This is a genomic window from Nitrosophilus alvini (assembly GCF_015100395.1).
Taxonomy (GTDB): Bacteria; Campylobacterota; Campylobacteria; order Campylobacterales; family Nitratiruptoraceae; genus Nitrosophilus; species Nitrosophilus alvini.
On record NZ_AP022847.1, the window covers coordinates 778,466 to 795,906 of the forward strand.

General features: G+C 32.7%; 15 protein-coding genes, 2 tRNA genes and 1 CRISPR repeat array. Of the genes, 6 read left to right on the forward strand and 11 right to left on the reverse strand.

The window, feature by feature from the left end:
• Positions 1-11: 11 nt before the first annotated feature.
• The 5 genes from EPR_RS04070 (at position 12) to EPR_RS04090 (ending at position 4,596) form a co-directional block, all read left to right on the forward strand.
• Positions 12-2,138 (forward strand): ribonucleoside triphosphate reductase, encoded by a 2,127-nt coding sequence (locus EPR_RS04070; RefSeq protein WP_200764002.1) that lies wholly within the window; start codon positions 12-14, stop codon positions 2,136-2,138.
• Positions 2,139-2,212: 74 nt separating this feature from the next.
• The gene (gene nrdD / locus EPR_RS04075) at positions 2,213-2,383 is read left to right on the forward strand and encodes an anaerobic ribonucleoside-triphosphate reductase (protein ID WP_200764152.1); all 171 of its coding nucleotides are present in this window, start codon (positions 2,213-2,215) and stop codon (positions 2,381-2,383) included.
• Positions 2,365-3,057: an anaerobic ribonucleoside-triphosphate reductase activating protein gene (locus EPR_RS04080; RefSeq protein WP_200764003.1), complete on the forward strand. Its 693-nt coding sequence runs from the start codon at positions 2,365-2,367 to the stop codon at positions 3,055-3,057. The genes nrdD and EPR_RS04080 overlap by 19 nt, the downstream gene beginning before the upstream one ends.
• Before the next feature lie 50 nt (positions 3,058-3,107).
• Positions 3,108-4,037 carry a PGAP1-like alpha/beta domain-containing protein gene (locus tag EPR_RS04085; protein WP_200764004.1) on the forward strand — a complete coding sequence of 310 codons (930 nt, stop codon included), beginning with the start codon at positions 3,108-3,110 and terminating at the stop codon, positions 4,035-4,037.
• A 1-nt stretch (position 4,038) separates the two neighbouring features.
• Positions 4,039-4,596: an archaemetzincin family Zn-dependent metalloprotease gene (locus EPR_RS04090; RefSeq protein WP_200764005.1), complete on the forward strand. Its 558-nt coding sequence runs from the start codon at positions 4,039-4,041 to the stop codon at positions 4,594-4,596.
• 119 nt (positions 4,597-4,715) lie between these two features.
• A CRISPR array of direct repeats spans positions 4,716-6,392; the repeat unit is 30 nt; unit sequence ATTTCAATACATCATATGTATCGGTTGAAT.
• Positions 6,393-6,567: 175 nt separating this feature from the next.
• Here the strand turns inward: EPR_RS04090 and cas2 are convergent.
• The 11 genes from cas2 to EPR_RS04145 all read right to left on the reverse strand — a co-directional run bounded on the left by cas2 (position 6,568) and on the right by EPR_RS04145 (position 16,233).
• Positions 6,568-6,873 (reverse strand): CRISPR-associated endonuclease Cas2, encoded by a 306-nt coding sequence (gene cas2, locus EPR_RS04095; protein ID WP_234697175.1) that lies wholly within the window; start codon positions 6,871-6,873, stop codon positions 6,568-6,570.
• Positions 6,870-7,868, reverse strand: coding sequence for a type I-B CRISPR-associated endonuclease Cas1b (gene cas1b, locus EPR_RS04100; protein WP_200764006.1), 999 nt, complete (start codon positions 7,866-7,868; stop codon positions 6,870-6,872). Before cas1b ends, cas2 begins: the two co-directional genes overlap by 4 nt.
• A gap of 9 nt (positions 7,869-7,877) precedes the next feature.
• Positions 7,878-8,363, reverse strand: a complete 486-nt coding sequence (locus tag EPR_RS04105; protein ID WP_200764007.1) for a CRISPR-associated protein Cas4 — start codon at positions 8,361-8,363, stop codon at positions 7,878-7,880.
• Positions 8,364-8,589: 226 nt separating this feature from the next.
• Positions 8,590-10,923 carry a CRISPR-associated helicase Cas3' gene (gene cas3, locus EPR_RS04110; protein ID WP_200764008.1) on the reverse strand — a complete coding sequence of 778 codons (2,334 nt, stop codon included), beginning with the start codon at positions 10,921-10,923 and terminating at the stop codon, positions 8,590-8,592.
• Complete coding sequence (gene cas5b / locus EPR_RS04115) at positions 10,916-11,671, reverse strand: type I-B CRISPR-associated protein Cas5b (RefSeq protein ID WP_200764009.1); 756 nt, start codon at positions 11,669-11,671, stop codon at positions 10,916-10,918. The genes cas3 and cas5b overlap by 8 nt, the downstream gene beginning before the upstream one ends.
• A complete protein-coding gene (locus EPR_RS04120; RefSeq protein WP_200764010.1) occupies positions 11,668-12,603 on the reverse strand; it encodes a type I CRISPR-associated protein Cas7 in 936 nt (311 codons plus the stop codon). Before EPR_RS04120 ends, cas5b begins: the two co-directional genes overlap by 4 nt.
• Positions 12,600-14,261 carry a hypothetical protein gene (locus tag EPR_RS04125; RefSeq protein WP_200764011.1) on the reverse strand — a complete coding sequence of 554 codons (1,662 nt, stop codon included), beginning with the start codon at positions 14,259-14,261 and terminating at the stop codon, positions 12,600-12,602. The genes EPR_RS04120 and EPR_RS04125 overlap by 4 nt, the downstream gene beginning before the upstream one ends.
• Before the next feature lies 1 nt (position 14,262).
• Positions 14,263-14,970, reverse strand: coding sequence for a CRISPR-associated endoribonuclease Cas6 (cas6, locus tag EPR_RS04130; protein ID WP_200764012.1), 708 nt, complete (start codon positions 14,968-14,970; stop codon positions 14,263-14,265).
• A gap of 147 nt (positions 14,971-15,117) precedes the next feature.
• The gene (locus EPR_RS04135; RefSeq protein WP_200764013.1) at positions 15,118-15,939 is read right to left on the reverse strand and encodes a helix-turn-helix transcriptional regulator; all 822 of its coding nucleotides are present in this window, start codon (positions 15,937-15,939) and stop codon (positions 15,118-15,120) included.
• Between the two features lie 129 nt (positions 15,940-16,068).
• Positions 16,069-16,145, reverse strand: a tRNA-Met gene (locus tag EPR_RS04140).
• 13 nt (positions 16,146-16,158) lie between these two features.
• Positions 16,159-16,233 (reverse strand) — tRNA-Gln (locus EPR_RS04145).
• 156 nt (positions 16,234-16,389) lie between these two features.
• On the opposite strand from EPR_RS04145, the gene EPR_RS04150 reads away from it, so the two are divergent.
• The gene (locus EPR_RS04150; protein ID WP_200764014.1) at positions 16,390-17,412 is read left to right on the forward strand and encodes a bifunctional 3,4-dihydroxy-2-butanone 4-phosphate synthase/GTP cyclohydrolase II; all 1,023 of its coding nucleotides are present in this window, start codon (positions 16,390-16,392) and stop codon (positions 17,410-17,412) included.
• Positions 17,413-17,441 lie beyond the last annotated feature (29 nt).

Here is a 17,441-nt window from a genome sequence, read left to right on the forward strand (position 1 = left end):
GAGGGGATTGCATGGAACTGCCCAAAATTATAATCAAAAGAGACGGCTCAACTGAAGAGTTCAGGGCTTATAAGATAGAAGATGCCATAAAAGCGGCCTTTGACAGTGTTCTTGTGCCTTATGACAGAAGAGTGTTCGAAAGCGTTTTAGTTAGAATTTCTTTCGATACGGTTAAAGCTGTAGAAGAGATACAGGATATCATCGAATATGAGCTTTTCAGATGCGGTTATTTTGATGTGATGAAGTCATTTATCACGTACCGCTTTCTTCATAAAATACAAAGAGAACATATAGCCGGTCTTACAGATGACACTACATTTATAAACTGTACTCAGAGTGTGGAAGAGTATATAAACGGCAGCGACTGGCGTATAAATGCAAATGCCAACACAGGATATTCCAATGCCGGACTTGTAAATAACCTGGCAGGAAAGGTTATAGCAAATTTCTGGCTTGACAAAGTATATACGAAAGAAGAGGGCTATGCTCACCGAAACGGTGACTATCATATCCATGATCTTGACTGTCTTACCGGATATTGTGCCGGATGGAGCCTAAGGGTTCTGCTGAACGAAGGATTCAACGGAGTAAGGGGAAGGGTAGAGAGTACGCCTCCAAATCATTTCAGAACTGCTTTGGGACAGATGGCAAATTTCCTTGGGATTTTGCAGAGTGAATGGGCCGGTGCCCAGGCATTCAGTAGTTTTGACACGTATCTGGCTCCTTATGTTTTCAAAGACAAATTAAGTTACGAAGATATAAAAGAGGCAATTCAAAGTTTTGTATACAATCTAAATGTTCCGGCAAGATGGGGTCAGTCACCTTTTACAAACATTACAATTGACTGGACTGTTCCAAATGATCTAAAAGACCAGATTCCGACAAAAAAAGATGAACATCTTTTCAAGTATGTAAATGATGAAGAGTTGAAAAAACTTGCCAGAGAAAGGGGCGTAGAGAGGCTCACAGATCTTACATACAAACATTTTCAAAAAGAGATGAATCTCATAAACAGAGCTTTTTATGAAGTTATGACAGAGGGTGATAAAAACGGGCAGCCTTTTACTTTTCCTATCCCTACTGTAAATATAACGGAAGATTTTGACTGGTATGGTGAAAATACCGATATTCTTTTTGAGAATACGGCGAGAATAGGTTCTTCTTATTTTCAGAATTTCATAGGCAGCCAGTATATACGGGACCCGGAGACCGGAGAACTTAGAGAAAATCCTGAAGCCTACAAACCAAACGCGGTAAGAAGTATGTGCTGTCGTCTGCAACTTGATCTCAGGGAACTTCTGAAAAGAGGTAATGGTCTTTTTGGAAGTGCGGAGATGACGGGAAGTATTGGAGTTGTCACTATAAATATGGCTAGACTCGGATACAGATTCAAAGGTAATAAAAAAGCTCTTTACAAAGAGCTTGACAGACTTATGGATCTTGCTAAATCGACTCTAGAGAAAAAAAGAGAATTTATAAATGTAATGTTTGAAAGGGGACTTTATCCGTATACAAAAAGATATCTGCCTAATTTCAACAACCATTTCTCTACCATCGGAGTAAACGGTATGAACGAAATGATAAGAAACTTTACAGATGATAAAACGGATATAACACAAGAAGATGGTATAGAGTTTGCCATTGAGATATTGGACCATATGAGAGATAGGCTCAAAGAGTATCAGGAAGAGACCGGAAATCTTTACAATCTCGAAGCGACTCCTGCAGAAGGGACTACATACAGATTTGCAAAAGAGGACAAAAAAAGATATCCAGATATCATACAGGCAGGTTTTGGAGAAAATATCTACTACACAAACAGTTCGCAGATACCTGTCGGGCATACTGATGATCCATTCGAGGCATTGACTCTGCAAGACGACCTCCAGTGTAAATATACCGGCGGGACAGTTCTGCATCTATATATGAGCGAAAAAGTAAGTTCTGCAGAAGCTTGTAGAAAATTGGTGAAAAATGTGATAGAAAATTTCAAACTGCCCTATATAACAGTTACTCCACTTTTTTCTATATGCCCTAAACACGGTTATCTGGAAGGAGAGCATGAATATTGTCCGAAGTGTGATGAGGAGCTTATTGAAGAGTATCTAAAAAAAGAAAATCAAAGAGTTGAAGGTTGATGGGCTATTTTGAATGTTGACCTGACTTGTTGTGTATAAATTTTGAAAAACCAAACCAAAAAGGAGGTAGTGTGATGAACAGAGAGGATATCTTGGAAGTGTTAAAAAACAGAAGAACAAAGTGCATGGTTTATACAAGAGTAATGGGTTATCATAGACCGGTAGAGAGTTTCAATATAGGAAAAAAAGGAGAGCATAAAGAGAGGAAGCAGTTTAAAGAGACTAGATGCAAGATAGTGGCCTGAAGCTGCCTATATATGATATAACTTCTTTTACTCTTCTTGATTTTCCAGAGTTGCCAGCCTGCATAATATGGATTGCAGGCTGCAACATGAGATGCTCTTACTGTCATAATCCTGGCATTGTTTTTGGAAAAGGCCGAAAATCTGTCGATGATGTAAAAAAATTTCTGAAATCCCGTAAAAATCTTCTGGAAGGTGTAGTGATTTCCGGTGGAGAATGTACTTTATATAAAGATATCGTACCTTTTTGCCAGATGGTTAAAGAGATGGGTTTTAAAGTAAAAGTTGATACCAACGCAAGCAATTTCGAAATACTGAAAGAACTCGCCGATAATAATCTTGTTGATTTTTTTGCTATCGATTTTAAGGCTCCGAAAGAGAAATATAAAGCAATTACTGGATATGATGGATATGAAAATCTTCTAAAAAGTATAAAATATCTTATACAAAAGAAGATAAAGTTTGAAGTAAGAACTACAGTCCATACATCATTGCTCGATAAACATGATATAATGAATATAGCGAAAATATTGCATTCTTTTGGATACAGTGGTAAATACTGCATCCAGAATTTTAGAATTAGCGAAAAGATGATAGGCGAACTCGATGACCAGATGCAGACTCTAGATATATCGTCACTGAATCTGCCGGTCGAGTGTGAGTTTAGAAATTTTTGATCGTTTCATAGCCGAAAACGGTCAGTTTTATAAGGCACAAAGGACATACGATGTCGCTTGCCGATTACAAAATAATCATGATCCACGGTCTTGCTTCAAAACCCCCAAAAGAAGATCTGTTAAACTACTGGAAAAAATGCATAATAGAAAACATTGCCCAATATGACAAGGAACTCTCAAGACAGATGCAACAAGATCATGAGTTATTCGAAATGGCATATTGGGCGAATGTGATACCGAATCATATAGAAGAGGATCCCAAAAAGCTTGAAAGACCTGTTCAAAAAATAATAGAGATAAGAAAAAAGATGGGAGACTCTTTTCATACTCCCAAACCGATGTCGAAAGTTAAAGCTTTTTGGAAAAATCTTGGTGTGGAAGCTATAGATATTGTTACAAATGTCTTGACTGTAAAAGATGATGTCCTAAAAAAATCTCTGCTTGAGATAAAACTATACTGGGACGATCAATATATCGCAACGAATATAAGACAGATACTCGCTTCTGTTCTAAGAAAAGCTCTGAGAGAAAATAAAAAAGTCATAATTATAAGCCATAGCATGGGGACTTTCATAGCATATGACGTACTTTGGAGGTTTTGTCATCACAGAGATGAAGAGGATATGTGGGATAAAAGAGTTCATACTTTCGTTACCATGGGCAGTCCTCTGGGCGATGAGATGATACAGGACCTTATGCTTGGTAAAAGATATGGTTTTAAAACAAAACAAGGAGCACTTTCCAATATCGACTATTGGGCTAACTTTGCAGCACTAGGAGATATAGTATGCCACGATCAGACTCTTACAGATGAGTTTAGAAGAACGGAAGGACTTAAGGATTTTAGAGATTATAAAAGACTTTATAATCCTTATAAAAATGAAAGAGGTAAAGCAAATCCTCATAAATCGTACGGTTATCTGCTTCAGCCGAAACTTGCAAAAACATTGCTGAGATTTTTCGGCAAATTGGAGTGGTGATATGTGCAGATATAAGCGTCTGTTGATTCAGACATTTGGGTTGGAAATATGGCCGTTAAAAAAACCGCTTCAGATTGCGCTACAGGATATATTGAGGATCAATGTGGATTTTTTAAGTGACATGCCAGTTCCGGCATCAGCATATAACCATAAAAGAAGCCAGTTTCTTGCTGAGAAATTTCTCGAGATTCTGGTACTGAAAAAAACTTTTGATAGTGATATGGTTTTGGGTATCGTTGATGTAGATTTGTATGAACCGGGTCTCAATTTTGTATTTGGATTAGCTTCATATGAGATAGGAGTAGGGATCATATCTTTGAAACGTCTTTCAAATACTTTTTATGGTCTAGAGAATAATGAAGAACTCTATTTTAAAAGAGTTCTTACTGAAGCTGTACATGAAATCGGCCATATCCTTGGACTTCCCCACTGCCCGGATGTAAAATGTGTTATGCATTTTTCCAACTCTATTGCCGATACAGACAGGAAAAGCTATCATTTTTGCAAAAACTGCCAGGAAAAAGCTAGTAAAGTTTTGTGTATGGATGATTTTATTTAGAATGTTTTTATTCTATTTTAGTTTCAAACCATATTCAAACTATAGGGATATACTAAAGCTTATGGAATATTGTTTTAAATTCTAAAATGAATTATTGCTATTTTCGAAAAGCCCATTTAAATGTATTACATCATATGTATCGGTTGAATTACATATCGCTCTCAACCGCAATATTGCAAACCGTACATTTCAATACATCATATGTATCGGTTGAATTGACCGTCGTTTTCATATTGCATTGAAAGAAATTCCATTTCAATACATCATATGTATCGGTTGAATGCTGGAGGAGTCAAAACCAGCTGGAAGCAGTTTCAATTTCAATACATCATATGTATCGGTTGAATTTTTATGTCCGCTTCGCATTTTGCTATCTCTTTATCATTTCAATACATCATATGTATCGGTTGAATGCCTTTCGCGCTTTGAGTGCCTCTTTTGTCCTTTGATTTCAATACATCATATGTATCGGTTGAATTTTTATATCGTCATGTGAAAGGTATTTGAATTTGAATTTCAATACATCATATGTATCGGTTGAATCATAATGTTCCTTTATAAACGCATTCTATATATTTCATTTCAATACATCATATGTATCGGTTGAATAATAATAGGCTTAATACACGACAAAGGTTTTAAGTAATTTCAATACATCATATGTATCGGTTGAATTTAAAAGAGAGGATAGAGAATATATTATGCTTGAATAATTTCAATACATCATATGTATCGGTTGAATATGCAATATAAACTCGAACTGGTTGTAAACGCTTTTGAATTTCAATACATCATATGTATCGGTTGAATTTGAAAAACTAAATCGTTTCGAATTTCTAAAGATCGAATTTCAATACATCATATGTATCGGTTGAATTCATATTGCAAAGGCACAAATTTAAACTTTCCGTCATTTCAATACATCATATGTATCGGTTGAATACATAAAAGTATAGCAGAAAAAGTAGAGGAGGCAATAATTTCAATACATCATATGTATCGGTTGAATAACAGTATCGGCAAATTTTTTATCGTCAAATATCAATTTCAATACATCATATGTATCGGTTGAATGAAATAGTCGGAAATAGCACGTGCGACTGATGTCAATTTCAATACATCATATGTATCGGTTGAATTTGAGGATATAGTTACAAGAAAAACAGGAGAAATTATATTTCAATACATCATATGTATCGGTTGAATTAGAGGACTCTTTAAATTCGGAGATGTTTCAATATTATTTCAATACATCATATGTATCGGTTGAATAGCCAGACCTTGCAGGGTACGAGGTACACGCAAGCATTTCAATACATCATATGTATCGGTTGAATTAGTCAAACTTTTCGCTTATTAGAGCCGCTATTTCCATTTCAATACATCATATGTATCGGTTGAATACTTTTTTATTTCAAACAACCTCTCGACTACGGCTATTTCAATACATCATATGTATCGGTTGAATCAGATGTTAATCGACATAAATGGAGCTGGGATTTAATTTCAATACATCATATGTATCGGTTGAATAGGCATAGGAACGCTTGAAAAAGCACTATTGGAGTAATTTCAATACATCATATGTATCGGTTGAATGCAAAGCCCAGCCTGTATTACTAATAAATTTTACTCATTTCAATACATCATATGTATCGGTTGAATTGGAGGAAGTATCTATCGAAAACGGACAGATTGTTTAATTTCAATACATCATATGTATCGGTTGAATCCGAGCGTTTTAAGCTGTCCGGTCATCATGTCAAATTTCAATACATCATATGTATCGGTTGAATAAAGATATTATGGGATGATCGGTATATAAAAATTTATTGAAAAACCAATTTTTAGGGAATATACATTTATTTTTCCAATCTTTTTCATCTTTTTTAACAATAAAATGTCAAAGAGCGTGTAAATACCATTTTATCATTACTTTGAACTATTTGCAATAAAAAGAGGATGGAAAAATCATATAAAAAAAGATTCTCCATCTTTTTGTTGAGTCCCGATTTTTTCTTCTTCAAAAGCAGCAGCATTTAGAAGTTTTATGATAGAAATAAAATCAAGTTTTTCATCTATAACTTGTTTTAATTCATTGGAAAGCTTTAATAGCTTTGAAGGGGTTATAGTACCTCTAAAAACACTTTTTTGATGATGTTTCAGATACTTTTTGCATATTTTAAAGACTTTTGCTACTCTGTATTTGCCGGCCTCACTTTCTTCATCAGCTATATCATACATCAAGAAAATATAATTATATTTGTAGTTTTTCATGATTTTTCTTTTAGAGAAAAAGGTTTGAATTCTTTATTTTCTAGTAAAAATTTTATGAGTTTGTAACCGTCGATTTTTATGGTATTTTGATAGCTGATCTTTCTTTTTAGTTTCTTATGATGAAATTTCTCATTTAGACGCTCTTCCAGTGCCTGTATAAAGATTTTTTTACCGGTTTCATTTAAAAGAGCAAAATTAAGTTTTTTATCGAAATGTTTATGAATCTGAATTTTTTTTCGATTTACAAGTTCAAATATAGTTTTAAAAACAATAATTGGTTTAAAAGCTTCACTTATATCAAGGCTCAAACTGAATCTTGCTTCTCTTGGTTCATGTAGATAGCTTATTGATTGATTTAGGTGAGTGTGATACAGGGCCGTTATTGTTTTTGTATACAAAATAGTATTTCCAAAGCTTATTAGGGCGTTTATCGGATTGTCAGGAGGGCGTTTGACTCTTTTGTTCAATAGAAAATCCTCTTGTAAAAAATGTTTGAAACTGTCATAAAATCTATTCCATATTTGTCCCTCGATAAAGAGTATCTGCTTTATGTGCAGATCTTTTTTGAGCATATTTTTTACATCTGTTCTTAGCCAATCGAGGTAGATTTTTAGCTCTTTTTTACCATGGCGATAATAATGATATAGAATTTCATAGATATTTTCTGCAACAGTTTCTACAATAGCTTTTGCGATTTGAAGACGCTTTTCTATATATGCCATAGACTGTTTTATAGTAAGATTCCCGCTTATGAGGTAATCTTTTGGATAGAAACTGCCGCTATAGTATCCATAGTAATTGAAAAAATGCAGAGTTATACCGGCTTTTGCTATAAAGTCCAAAAATTTGGAATTAAAGCTGATTTCGTTGAAAAAGTAGATCTCTCTTACCCCTTCAATAGGGAGATAAAACCATCCTTTTTCGTTTTTAAAAGCTATAGAGTTGTCTTTTCTTTTTAGCTCTCCCATAGAAAAAATATATTTTGTTTTTGGCATGGATTGTCCTTAGATAAAACAGTATTCGAAAAAAGCGCAATTTTTACATTTTTTATCAAATTTTGGATCCGGTGGATACTCTTTTGTAATTAGATTTTCAATCTTATCCATAATATCAGTCAACATTCTTTCTTTTTCTTCATTTAATTTGATAATGAAATTTTTTTTGTTTTGCTTTCTTTTTTCAAATATTTCCAAACGTCCCTTTTTGTCCAAACCTTTCTGTTTCAGAATATACAGATATAAAAGTAACTGCCATTTTGCAGCTTCGAGATCACTGTCGCTTTTTTTCACCTCTACTACAAAATCTTTTGTGATTTTGTCAAGCTTTATATTCTCGAAGCTGACCTCATTCACTTTGTCTTCTCTGATCTCGTGTAATACTTTGCCTATCCTTACCTCTTCGCTGTTATCTTCAAGATTTATACGGTTTGCATGAAGCCAGAGCTGAGTTTTGCAATGAAAATAGTAGTTTATAAAAGTGCCGGTTACCATTTTTAAGACCTTAATGTTTCTATAACGGAATTTAAGTATTTATGTTTGATGTTAATAAAATTAAGGTTATACATTATGCAAATAGCATCTATAAGACTATCTTTTAGTTACACATATTTACTTTTCTATATAAAAAGAACTTTTGTAGAAATATCCTAATCAATCTATTACGCTTTTTTTTCACAGTTTATATTTCAGTTATAAAGCAAAAATGAGAAAGTTTTAATCATAATATTTCAAATTCACAGTTCAGTTTTTCCAAAAATTTTTTTCTGTTAAATTTTAGATTTTCGTCTATGAAATCTTCATATTCATTTATAAGATATATTCCGCAGCACATATCACTATAAATATCTATTTTTTTTATAAATTGAAGATTGAATGTAAAAAACTGCATCAAATAGTTGAGTTTTGATCTTTCAATCTCTTTTTTTGCAAAGTTTTCTATATCGTTTAGTCTTTTAAATTCTTCCCAGATCAGTTTACCATCAAGATGATTTTGCAAAATAAATCTTTCGTCAACTTTTTCAAATATCTTTTTATATATCCCATCAAGAGGTATTTTGTATGGAAAAAATATTGTTAAGTGTTGAGTTTTTATTAGTTTCATCTCTTTTTCTATCTTGTCAAATTCTAGTTCTCTTACACTTTTTAAAAAACTCTCTATTTTTGATGTAAAGCCTATGTAGCTTTCTTCTTTTTTCTTAATGAGATTTAAAACCATCTCATAAAATCTGTCGAAATCCTTTTCTAAAAATATATTTCTAATGTTTTTATTTTTTAAACTGAATGCAAGCCTGTTGTCACCTCTGTATACAGAGGCTGCGTCATCCATATCGAAAAAATAGACTTTTCCTTTTTTTAGTGCATTTCTGTTTATTCGTCCTAAAAATTGTTCGTCGCTATCTAAAACAGATATGTCTTTGAGTCCCAAATCCATATCTATATCTACACCAGCTTCTATTACCTGAGTTGCAACTACAATTATTTTTTTGGCTTTTTTTGTTCTGTTTATGACATATTCTCTTATTAGTTTATTGTCATCTCCACTAAGTTCATATATTTCGTAACCTTTCATATCTTTGATGAACTCATAGAACTTTCTTGCAGTATCTTTTTTGATAAATTCTATAAGTACTTTATCATTACCAAGTATAATCTTTTTTAAATCACCAAACTTCACATCCTTCTGGAGAAGTGAAAAGTCTATATCAACCCTGTCTTTGAAAAGTGAGTGTGTAAAATACTTTTTGCTGTCAAGAAGTTCTACAAAAATATCTTTATTTTCCAAAAAGGAATCTATCTTTGGTAAAGTTGCAGACATTATAATGATTTTGATATTTAGCAGTTTTGCATATTTTTCGAAAAACTCGGCCATATACCACCAAAGGTTATTGTTATAACTTTGTATTTCATCTATTATTATTATGCTGTTTGCAAGCTGCCAAAGGGGAAAGTTTGCTTCTTTTCCAGTTCCAAAAAGGATATCAAAGAAGTTCACATGAGTTGTTAAAATAAGTGGATAATGATAAAAGAGCCTGTTTAGATAAACCTTTTCATACTGTAAAGTGTCTTTTTCTTCATCTTCGATAATTGGTGTTATAGAGTTTATTACCATAAAATTGAGACTTCGGAAAATCTCTTTTATCTTGCTTCTGGTCTGTTCTACCAGTGTATTAAATGGGAAGATATAAAATATTTTATTGACATTTTCAAAACTTAGTGCCAGATTCAATGAAATCAGAGTTTTCCCTGCACCTGTAGGAGCTTTTAGATAAAAGATATTTTTATCGAGATTTTTTAGCAGAGTCTTTTCTGCTTCCAAAAACATTTCGCTTCGAAGTTTATCTATTGGCTTTTGATAGTTTTTTGCTCTTACGTTTCTAACTATCTTAAAGTTTTCAAACTCTTTTTTAAGCTCTATAATATTCACTTTGCCAAAATCATCTGTTACAATTTCGCTCATATATTGTAAAGTGGCATAGTAATCACTACTGATTAATAATGAAAATATAAACTTTGTAACTATATATATGCTGATATCGAACTGATCTGGTTCAAGATTAAAACTCTCGAAGTCTTTTATTTCATCTCTCAGTTCGTTTTCAATCTCTTCTATGAAATCTCTAAAATTTGCCAAACTTGAGTGGTGTTTCGAGATAATATAAGATAGAGACAAAAGTAAAAATAGTTTTTTTTGAAACTCTGATTCATCTTTGATTTTTGGCAGATAAAGTTTGATGAATTCTTTGCTTGAAAGCTTTGAGTGGTTAGAGTTGGCTCTTTTACTGACTTTGAAAGCTTCATTTTTCATCTTTTTTGCCTGAAAAGCAGGATTTTTCTTGCCCTCATCATGCAAAATTACAGCATTATATATAAGCTCTTTTGCAAATTTTTTATCTGTTATCTTAAGCGAATTTATCTGGTTTTCTAAAATATATTCCAAATTTTGATTTTTTAATATTTTTTGTAAATACTCTTTTGTAAGTTTTTTATGTTCTTCAAGAAGTTCCGGAGGTTTTGACGGGTGAATATGTGCGAAAAACTCTTTTTCACCCAAACCAGACTCCTTTACCTTCTTTTTCAAAAAAATCTTCACCTTTTGGTCTTACAATCAAGTTGCTTAAAATAAATTTTTCAAATTCGTATATAAGAAAATTTTCTTTCAATCCAATAGGCAGGTACTCCTCATAATAGACTTGTTTGCCAAATCTATCAGCAATCCGGACAAAATCAACTAAATCTTTTTTTACCAGAGATGTGCATACAAGTTCCCTATTTGTTCTATTAAGCTCTGTTTCTTTTATATCTTCAATCTTTGCAAAATGGTCGTTTTTACCAAGATAAGGAAGAAAAGCAAACTCTTTTTTTTGTAATCTATTCTTCAGCTCTCCAAAAATATCACTTCCGTCGTCCATGACTATAATTTCCCAGGCTGGATTTTCAAGCCATTGTTCTTTTACTATCAAATTTCCGCCTTCTTCTTTGCTTGCATAGCCTATTGAATTGTTAAAAGTTTGGATTTTTTTAGAAAAATATGGTTTAAGAGGAATAATGGAGACTTTTAAGCTGTTTAATTTTTCGTAAAACTCTGGATATTTTGGAGCTTTAGATAAAGATTCCTTTTTTTTGGACAGTCTTTTTGTTTCATAAAACTGGCTGTATCCTCCAAGTCCCATAATTGCACCCAAAATTCCTAATAGTGCCGGCTTGTGAATATGTGAATAGCTAAAAAAAGCATAACTGTTTACATCCGGCTTTTTAAAATGGGCAAAATTGCCGCTTAGTTTAAAGCTGATGGTCTTCATATCTCATTACCGCTAAAAATATCTTTCAGTCTGTATTTTGTATCTACTTTCAGCTTGTAAGGGTTGATATAAACTTCAACATTTCCTTTCTCACCGATCAGTTTTTCTATGTCAGATAAGTCTATCATTCTTTCTTGGCTGTCAAACTTTATATACTCACTAAGATCAGGTAGATATACTTCATCATCGAAATCCACGAACAAGGCAAATTCGTTATCACAGCCATATTTTGAATTGGTAGCAAAATTTGTTACTGCGAATCTTGCTACTCTTTTGAACTCTTCAAAATCCTCTTTTGTGTATCCTTCAAAATTTTCAAGCAGACTATTGTACTCTTCATAATTTTTTGGATTTACGCTAAATCCGTAAAAGTAATGTGCTTCATCTACCATGATCTTTGTGCCAAGAGTAGATTGGTTTATCTCTTCCAGGTTTGAAGTCCCTTTTTCTAATTCTTTTATTTTTTTTCCATCCACAAATGGTGAAAGTATATCTTGTATTTCTACATTAGTATCTTCGAATCTGTTGAACCCCTGTCCAAATTGAACAGCCCCTGTAATAGAGATATTTTGACCTTCTTCCGCAAAAGTGGCACCAAAATTTTTTATATCTATACATTTAAAAAGATTTTTCAGAACCTCTTTTGTTGAAGTTGTGGTTGTAAGTTCTCCAAAAAACTCTTCATATCTCTCTTTTAACGATTTGGGTCTCAAATATTTTCTTTTATCTTTTTTATTATATGCTTCAGTGTAGCTTTTGAGATATATGACATTTTTCCCTTCATTTGCCCACATTTTTTTAATCGGATATTTCAAAGCTTTGTCGCTGCCAAATATCTCGCCATTGCTTGTAGTTTTGGGCCTTCCTGTAAAGTCAGCGTTCCAATTGCTCATAATGGCTCTTATTCCAATGACTCCGTATGCTTTTTTCATTTGCTGCTCCTGTAAAAGATATTTTCACTCAAAAGTCCTATAAACAGTTTATCTTTAAACATGCTTACCTTTTCGTTATCATTTTCGTATGACATTACCAATGCTATAGCGTTATTTAATTTGGAAAAGTTGATAGGTATTTCGTGTTTATACTTGAAATAGAGTCCCTCTATCTCCTGTTTCAATTTTCCGGCTTTCCCCGCTCTCAAAAAAGGTTCTATCATATCGGCTCTTTTGTCATTTTTTTTGCTTTTATCCAGTAGATACTTTATGATTTGTCCGCTTAATATATAAAAGTCTTCACCGTTTATTTCTCTCAAACTACCTTGAACCTTTTCGTTCAGTTCCTCAAGTTTTGTTTCTATATCCATAATTCCAACTCCTTCATATTCCAATATAGAGAGTTTCAGATTTAAAGCTCTCTTCGCTTTAAACTCATTGTTTGATCTTAAATGATATCTGATAAAATCGTCTCCGTATTTTTTTGTTATGTAAAAAAAGCCTTCTATCTCGCCCTTTTTAGAAAAATTTATCATTGCTTCACGTGTAAGATACAGAAGATTTTGTAGTTCATTTGATAAACGGCTATATACATCGTTATAAAGATTTTTTGAGAGATTGCCATTGTAAAAAATTTCATCTACAGTCATGAACAGTGAATCGACCTTAGTAATTTTTTCATCTTCTATATATCCGTTTTTATCAATTGCGAGAAGATGGTTTTTAAAAAGAAATGGCTTTTCGAGTTTATTTGTCTTTATGCTAACAATGTCAAAATCGACGATTTCCGTCTGGTCATTATTTGAATGTTTTCGTAAATAGATTGCGGGTCTGAAAATATTTTTTTCTGTCTCTATCAAATTATCGAGATTTTTTAGAAAATCGAAAAGTTCTTTGTATCTGAAAATCTCTTCCTTTTTAACCATAAAGGGAAGCTCGAAACCTCTGGTTTTATGTTCCAAATATGGCTTTTTTTGATTTAGTCCCATATTGAAATCACTCAAACCGTATATCTCTTCGTCAATCTCTATAATGGTTTCAATTTTGTTGAATATTTTGAGTGCAAAGTATATTTTGGCTTCATCTTTATATTTTTTTACTGGTTCATCAAAGAAGATTTTTATATAGTTTTTGATTTCATTTTCTTTTGAGATTTTTATAATTTCATCAAAAATATCCAAAAATTTTTGTTTTTTAGCTTCGATATCTTTTTGTCTTGTTTCATCAAGAATGTAGTCTTCAAAGTCTTTCAAAACTTTAATCTCTTCTTTTTTATTAAAATTCCTGAAATTTTTCAGATTTTCATATAATTTATCTATAAAATGTTCTTTGTTTTCATCAACAAACTCTTTTGCTTTTACAAAAAGCGTCAGGTAGTTATTGTTATGGATTTTCTTTTTTGGTGCATCTATCGCTTTGTTGGAATTCAAATAGTTGCTTATATAATCTCTAATGGCAAACCATTTGTATTCGCCTTCTTTTATTTCACCTGATAAATCTTTCAAGCAATGTTCTTTTTGTTCGTTTTTTCTATTTTTATATATAAAGTATTCTGTTTCTTTTCCTATTTTGACATATAGACCATCTTTCAATTTATATTTATCGACTATAGCTTTTTGAAAGTCTATATCAAAAAACTCCAATAAATCAGCTATCATTTTACACCTTCCCAAATCCTTTGCAAAATCCTCCGCCAAGAGCGTTTTTTTCTCCCAAACCGCAGGACAGGGCCATGAATGCCAACTTTTGGCTTGCTTCGTCACTTTTGGGAACGATATAAAACTTGTTTCCAAAAAATTTCACGCTTTTGTAGAAAATTGTCTGTGGTTTTTGATTTTTTATCTGAAAATATTCTATAAAGCTATCTTTTGTATCGATTTTGTTTCCATAAAAGCTTTCATATTTCTTTTTAAGGTTGTTGTGTATAGTTTTTAAAAGATAGTTGATATTACCGTCTTCTTGAAGTGTCCAGAAGTAGACTTTACGATTCTTAGAGAAAGTTGTAAAGACAGGTGTAACAGATATCAAAGAAGAGATGAATCTTTGACTGTGGATACTTTTTGACACACCAGTTATTTTGAAAATATCATTTTCATAGTCAAAAAGTGCTTTGCCAAGTTCTGAAAAGAGTTTTTCATCGGGGGTTCTCAGAAAAAAAAGATTGTTCCCTTTTTTGTATATTCCGTCTTTAGAAGTTTTCCACATATTGCTGAAAACATAATGTTTGAAACGGTTTTCATTGTGAAGTTCTTTAAAAGAGGTGTTGTTTAAAGCAGATGAGACCATTTTCGACAAGGGTTCATAGCTTTTTCTATGCTCGATATCGTATTTTAAAAACAGGTCTACTTTCAGTTCAAAATATTTCATATACGATCCTCAATGTACACTTTATGTACTTTTATCTTGACTTTAATAATCATAGAAGCTTTTTATCATCTTTTTCGCAAATTTTTTGTTTCCGGTTTCTCGCCTTTTTTCATATTATACTTGAATAATTTGACACATATATGGAAATTACTCTTTATAAATATCTATTTTTTCCAAATAATTCTCTATTTCAGTTTTAAGTGAATTTCTTATGTTTTCAGGAGAGAGAATAAAAATATGGGGTATAAATTTTTTTATCTGTGGTAATATCTCCATAAAGTTTGTTATTTCAGTTTCGATTACTATATCGCCGTTTTCGAAACAGTCGACTACTTTTTGCGTAGGGTGCAGAGGAGAGCGTTTGATATGATAGACGATGTCTTTTAGAATCAGCAGTTTGATGTGAAGCTTCTCTTTATTGAAATCCTGCCATACGCTTGATATTTTGTTTATCTTAATTTTTGCTCTGTTAGTTTCAGCTTTTTTTGCAAAGGAGATACTGGAAACTCTGTATGTTCTTATCTCTTTTTTTTCATGATCGTAGCCTATCAGATACCAAAGTCCTGTCTCTTTGTAAAATTTTATGGGAGTAACTGTTTTGTGTGAAAACTTTTCGTGTCGGTTTGTATAACCAAAAATAACTGCCATATCTCTTTGTGTAGCGTTGAAAATCGTTTCCAGGAGAGGATAATATTTTTGCAAATCTTCTTCAAGTCTATTCTTTTCTATAAGTTTGTTTTCTATTTCCAAAATTGTTTCGATATTTGAGAGATACCATATATCTCCGTTTTTTCTCAGGGGTATTACTGGGTCGATTCTCTCTTTCATATATCTGTATATCGTTCTTTCGCTTACATTGAAAAATTTTGCGAGATCTTTTTGAGAGAGTTGTTCGTTGTTGTATAATTTTTTTACTATGTAAAGAAGTCTTGATGCGGTTTTGGAAGTGGCAGGATTTTTTTTATACATAGCAAAAACTTCTTTTCAAATTAATATTGTGACAAAAAAATATTATTTGAAAAGCGTTTAGAGGGATATTAAAAAATAAAAATAATTTTAGAAGATAAAGAAGGATAAATCTATAAGAAATTTTTAATTTGGTTGCGGGAGAGGGATTTGAACCCCCGACCTTCGGGTTATGAGCCCGACGAGCTACCAGACTGCTCTATCCCGCGTCATAAAGAAACGTGGCTGGGGTGGGAGGATTCGAACCCCCGAATGGCAGGACCAAAACCTGCTGCCTTACCGCTTGGCGACACCCCAATTTTCGGGAATCTTTCCCTCAAATTCGGCTGAAATTATATTACATTTTTTCAATATTGTCAATACCCCATTGAAAAATTCTACGAATTCTTTATATATGCCAATGACATTGTTGTTATTAAATGGTATAATTTTTAAAAAAAATACGGAGTTTTAATGCCTGTCAAAAGAGTAATCGAAGCAATTGAAGAGATAAAAAACGGTAATATGATTGTAATGATAGATGATGAGGACCGTGAAAATGAGGGTGATCTCGTTTATGCGGCGAATTTCAGTACACCTGAGAAAGTAAACTTCATGGCATCACATGCAAAAGGCCTTATATGTGTTGCCATTTCCAAAAAAATAGCCGACCGTCTTGAACTTTATCCAATGGTTAACAACAACAACTCACAGCATGAAACTGCTTTTACAGTATCGGTTGATGCTAAAGAGGTAACTACCGGAATATCTGCATATGAAAGAGATTTGACAATAAAGTTGCTTGCAAATCCTATAAGCACTCCGGATGACTTTGTAAAGCCGGGACATATATTTCCGCTTATAGCAAAAGAGGGCGGGGTTCTTGTAAGAACAGGGCATACGGAAGGTTCAGTCGATATATGTCGTCTTGCAGGTCTTAGAGAAGCAGCGGTTATATGTGAGATAATGAACGAAGATGGGACGATGGCAAGGCGTAACGATTTGGAAAAATTTGCAAAAAAACATAATCTAAAAACGGTATATATTTCCGATATTGTGGAGTACAGATTAAGAAACGAATCATTGGTGGAAAAGGTTAGTGAAGAGATTGTGGATTTTTTCGATGTGAAAGCAAAAAGAATCGATTTCAAAGACCATCTGAACAACACTCATACAGCTATACAATTTTACAGTCCACATGAGACCTGCAATGTAAAATTTCATAATGTTGTACCTGATGCGGAACTTTTGCTAAATCAAAAAAGATACAAATCACTTATTAATTCCATTGAGTTTCTTAAAAAAAACAGCGGAACGTTGGTATTTATAAACAATCCGGGTATGTCAAAGGATCAGACAAAAGAGTTTGGCGTAGGTGCTCAGATACTGAAAAATCTCGGTGTTAAAAATATAAAACTTCTGACGTCACACAAAGGAAAAGAGTTTATAGGTCTTAGCGGTTTTGGGCTAAATATCGTAGAAGAGATTGAAATTTAAAAATTTTTTTGATAATTTTGCTATAATCG